This is a genomic window from Protofrankia sp. Cj3 (genome assembly GCF_917627355.1).
GTDB lineage: Bacteria > Actinomycetota > Actinomycetes > Frankiales > Frankiaceae > Protofrankia.
In genome coordinates this window covers 1-4,083 of record NZ_CAKJTR010000040.1, presented here as the reverse complement: position 1 = coordinate 4,083, position 4,083 = coordinate 1, and the positions used below count along the sequence as shown (strand labels likewise).

Sequence of the window (4,083 nt, the reverse complement as noted above, 5' to 3'; positions counted from 1 at the left end):
CGCGCCGATCATGGATCGATACAGGGAATTCGAACCGTTGTGGGACCAGTTCTCGGCGTTACTGCCCCCACGCCCGCAGTTCGAACGCACGCACTCGTGGATGAACAACTACGTTAAGTTACGGCGGTGTACTGATAGGAACGGGGAGATCGTCGGCTTCTACCTGTATCCGGCCGCCACCTTCGTCACTGTCCGTTGTCTGATCCAGAAGGCTCGGCGACGTACCGCCGGGACAGTCGGCCCACCACCCGCCGCCTGAAGCAGCCAATCCTCCGTCTCTTTTAATGTAAGCCGGCTGACCGCTCCTTTGACGCCTCCCGCTGGTACCGCACCGGGCTGCGGAGAAACTGCCCTGGAGACTATGCGCAGCTCAGCGCCACGGGCGGATACGGATATCATTTTCAGTCCGCCCTCTCCGGCTCATTTCGTGGCGCGTGCGCGGCCAACCCTGTTAACTGTGAGATCTAGCGGCCGACCGACCGTACGCCCATGGAGCTGCATCTACCTGGAGGGTTATGCAGAACTTTTCCATCGAGATCTATAACAACGCCTCGACCTGCGACAACGGATAATTCAGATCATCCAGGATGGGAGCGCTGAATAATCCTCCATCCATTTCTCTCATACCCGAGAAGGGGTATCAATGCAGAATTTGCTTTGGTCAATCCGCCAGCCCCCGAGGCTGGCACTGGCGCTGGCACTGGCGCTGGCACTGCTCCTCGCCACCGTCGCACTGACCACCGCCCCGATGCTTGTGAGCGGTAAGCCGACAACCCAGGCACACAGAGAGGGAGACTACTGGCATACAAAGAATGGTAAGGAATGCACCAAGTACAAAGGTAAAACCTACTGTGGTTACCCTGGGTGATAATACTGCCGACACGGCCGATGACATTCCGTAGTCATTAGTCTGAAGTTGCGTGATATTGGTCGTGCGGCAGGCCGTGCCTGCTCCAGCCGGGGACGCGCCGCTTGCGTCACGCTCAGCGGTCGGCGCTGGAACTCCTTCGGGGGTTGTCGGATGCCAGGTGGATGCGTCGCGAGGCGCGAGGAGGCCCCGGTAGCGGTGTGCTACCAGGGCTGACGACAACGACGCGAGGCGCCGGCTGGCACCGGCAGGTCCTGGATGAACGTCCAGCGCCGACCGCAAGTGGTCGCCACCGGAAGTTGTTCGGGGGGCGCCGGATGACAGACGGATGCATCGTGAGGCGGAGAAGGCCCAGGTAGCGGTGTTCCACCGGGGCTGACGAGCCGGGGTAGCCGTGCATCGCGAAGCGATGTGCGGGGAGCGATGACGCGAGGCGCCGCCTGGCGCCGGCAGGCCCTGGATGGCGGATGATGGACAAGTGCCGGGGCCGGCAGCGCCGGATCAAACGGTGGCGTCCCGGCCAGCAGCTCATACAGCGACGCCCCCAGGGCGTACAGATCGGTGGCCGGGCTCAGCCGGCCACCGAGGATCTGTTCGGGGGCCATATACCGCGGAGTGCCGATAACCGCGCTCGCGGTAGTCGCCGGCCCCTCCACGATTTTCGTGATACCGAAGTCGGTGACCTTCAGCAAACCAGCTGAGTCAGTTCTCGACCTGCACTGAGTCCAGCCTCTGCAAGAGCGTCGTCGCGAGCGACTGGAAGTCGTGGTAGCACCGGCTGACAAGCGTCTGGGTACTACCCAGCGCGCCGTCTGCGGTTCTCAGGTCGAACATCGGCTTGCGCGCATCATGCGAGAGCGGCATCAGGCTCTGGTAATTGCGTAGCGTTGCGATTTCATACGATCCGAGGCTTGTTTTCGCCTCCGGTTCACCTAGCACGTCCGACGCGAAGACCTGAGGAATGCGATCGAGCCATCGTTGGTATGCCTTGACGGGGCGGTCCAGACGCATCGTCGGCTGCATAATGACGTAACCGAGGGGAGTCATTCGGCCAGGCGGTGCATCAATCCTCGGCGGGAGGTCCGGGAGTACCTTGTGGTGCCAGGTCGCCCGCCACGTCCGGAGGGTCGGTCCAAGATTTCGCAGTCCCCGGAGGGAGAACAGATCCGCCGCCAGTGGAACGAGCACCGTGTCGGCAGCGAGCAGAGCCGCTCGATTGATTGCGCCGAGATTAGGGCCGACATCGATGAGTACGACATCGGCTCTGACCTGTCGAGCGGCAACCTGAATAATCCGGTGGAACGCCGTTGTCGTCCGCAGCGCTGCCGGGTCTCCAGTGAAGCCCTTGGGCCAGGATTCGCTCAACCGATCCTCGAAAGCGCTCAACGTCAGGTCACCAGCAAGCAACCAGAGCCCATCCGCGATCTGTTCAGGCCCACACGGACGAATGTCCCCCGTGCCTTCCATAATCGGCCTGACAGCGGCGGCAACTGTGGTAGCGCTGTCGGCATCGCCCCGCCCGGCCGACCATGTCGACTCGTCGGGCTCCCGCCAGATCAGCTCGAGTTTCTCTTCATCAAGAAAGGCTGCCGTCAGGTTCGACTGGGGGTCCAGGTCCACGGCAAGAACATTCTTGCCGAGCCGCTGAAGCATGTGCGCGAGGTGATAGGTGAGGGTCGTCTTCCCTACACCACCCTTGTTATTGAACAGCGCCACCGAGATCACGTGGCGCTCCTCAGGGTCACGGTCCACGAGGCGTCATCGACGATGAACTCAGGTTCGGGGTTGCCGTTCCGGCTCAATGACGCCCGGATACGCCCGATACCGCGGCCGAACTGGTTGACGTAGCCCAGCGACTTCATCGCGGCGGCAAGCGAGGGGTTCCGATAGTCGTTGACCCGGTCGAAGTTGTCTGACCGGACCTGACCGAACGGTCCGCCGGGATTGGTCACCTCGATCCTGTCATCAAACCAGGCAACGCGGACCGGCGCGTTCGATGACTCGTAGTTGCGGTGCATGATCGCGTTCATGCACACCTCTCGGAGCGCCTCGATCGGGTAGTCCGGCCTCGGCTCCTCGCGAAACCCGCTCACCTCGATCAGTCGGGTGTGCAGGTGTCCCTTGTACAGGGTCTCCAGCCGCTCCGCAGCGTTGATGACATTGACCCGGAGTTCCTGCTCATCCAAGACGGCACCACCAACATCAATCCCCTCGTACCGGATGAACTGGACGTATGCGCCGGGAATTCGCGCGCTCGGGTCCAGCCCGACAAGGAGGAGACCGAGGACGGTCGGGGTGCCATTGATGTCGGCGAGTCGCAGTGACGCCAGATGCTGCTCGGTCGGCCGACCGTTCTCGTTCAGGACCGACGGGTCGATCGCGGAGCGTAGGTAGTCCGACCGGAAAAGATCGAGATCGAGGTCGTCGGTGGTGCTGCCTGTGATGGGACGGACATCGAACGGAGTTTCAAAGGAGCGCCGCCGCTCGGAGAGCACCCGCTCGTCGTCGCGGGTCGCCCTGCGGGTTGACGGTCCCGGCCGCACCCAGACGACGTTGTCGAACCGGACCGGTGGGGTCCGGGACGCACTCACGTCGATCTGGACGACCGGCTGCCCCTGAAATATGGCGCGGCTCACTACGATCGAAGGCCGATCCAGAATCCTCCCCTCATCACGGATGCTGGTAAGAGCGCCCGGCAATAGGGGCGTGGATCAAGGAGCGGGGCTGGGGTGCGTGCATCGCAAGGCGGCGGAGGGAGCCACCCTGGTATTGGGTGGCGACCGACGACAACACAGCGAGGTGCGTGCCCCAGCCCCGCGACGCCGCGTCCCCTATTGCCGGGCGCTCTAAGCCCGAGCAGCGCCTGATCCGATGTGTCGACCTGCTCGACCGGCCTACCAGACTTGTCGACGCCGATGATCAGGCATCCGCCGCCCAGTCCCGGTAGATCGTTGGCCAGAGCACAGATCGCCTCGCGGATGGCGTTACGGTCCTTGGCCTCCCGCTTGAACTCGAGGTTGGCGGTCTCCTGGGTACCCAGGGCCGTCGCAAGATCTGTTCTCATGACGCTGATTCTGTCCCACCCGTCGTAGGGAAACCTTGTCAGCAGGTGCCGCGTTGCCTCCGATGTCGCTCATCTCGGCTGGATCAGGGCGCAGCCCGTCGACAGGCCCGCCCAAAGGGGGCTCGTAACGCGACCGTCGCACCGTCAGATC

At 63.0% G+C, this 4,083-nt stretch carries 4 protein-coding genes and 1 pseudogene; 1 reads left to right on the top strand and 4 read right to left on the bottom strand.

The window, feature by feature from the left end:
• Positions 1-259: pseudogene (locus tag MJ783_RS07795) on the top strand (hypothetical protein); the annotation flags it as partial.
• Positions 260-1,071: 812 nt separating this feature from the next.
• Here MJ783_RS07795 and MJ783_RS23590 read toward each other — a convergent pair.
• From MJ783_RS23590 to MJ783_RS23585, 4 genes are read right to left on the bottom strand one after another with little or no spacing between them, the layout of a single operon-like run.
• Positions 1,072-1,524 (bottom strand): hypothetical protein, encoded by a 453-nt coding sequence (locus tag MJ783_RS23590; protein ID WP_370651526.1) that lies wholly within the window; start codon positions 1,522-1,524, stop codon positions 1,072-1,074.
• 46 nt (positions 1,525-1,570) lie between these two features.
• Positions 1,571-2,593 carry a ParA family protein gene (locus MJ783_RS07785; protein WP_239309587.1) on the bottom strand — a complete coding sequence of 341 codons (1,023 nt, stop codon included), beginning with the start codon at positions 2,591-2,593 and terminating at the stop codon, positions 1,571-1,573.
• Entirely contained in the window at positions 2,590-3,504 is a 915-nt protein-coding gene (locus MJ783_RS07780; protein WP_239309585.1) for an ATP-binding protein, read from the bottom strand. The genes MJ783_RS07785 and MJ783_RS07780 overlap by 4 nt, the downstream gene beginning before the upstream one ends.
• Positions 3,504-3,932: an RNA-binding domain-containing protein gene (locus MJ783_RS23585; RefSeq protein ID WP_370651512.1), complete on the bottom strand. Its 429-nt coding sequence runs from the start codon at positions 3,930-3,932 to the stop codon at positions 3,504-3,506. Before MJ783_RS23585 ends, MJ783_RS07780 begins: the two co-directional genes overlap by 1 nt.
• Positions 3,933-4,083: the final 151 nt, after the last annotated feature.

What these genes read in the sequence shown, in the direction of transcription:
- MJ783_RS23585 (WP_370651512.1), bottom strand. Translation starts at nt 3,932, where the DNA reads ATGAGAACAGATCTTGCGACGGCCCTGGGTACCCAGGAGACCGCCAAC.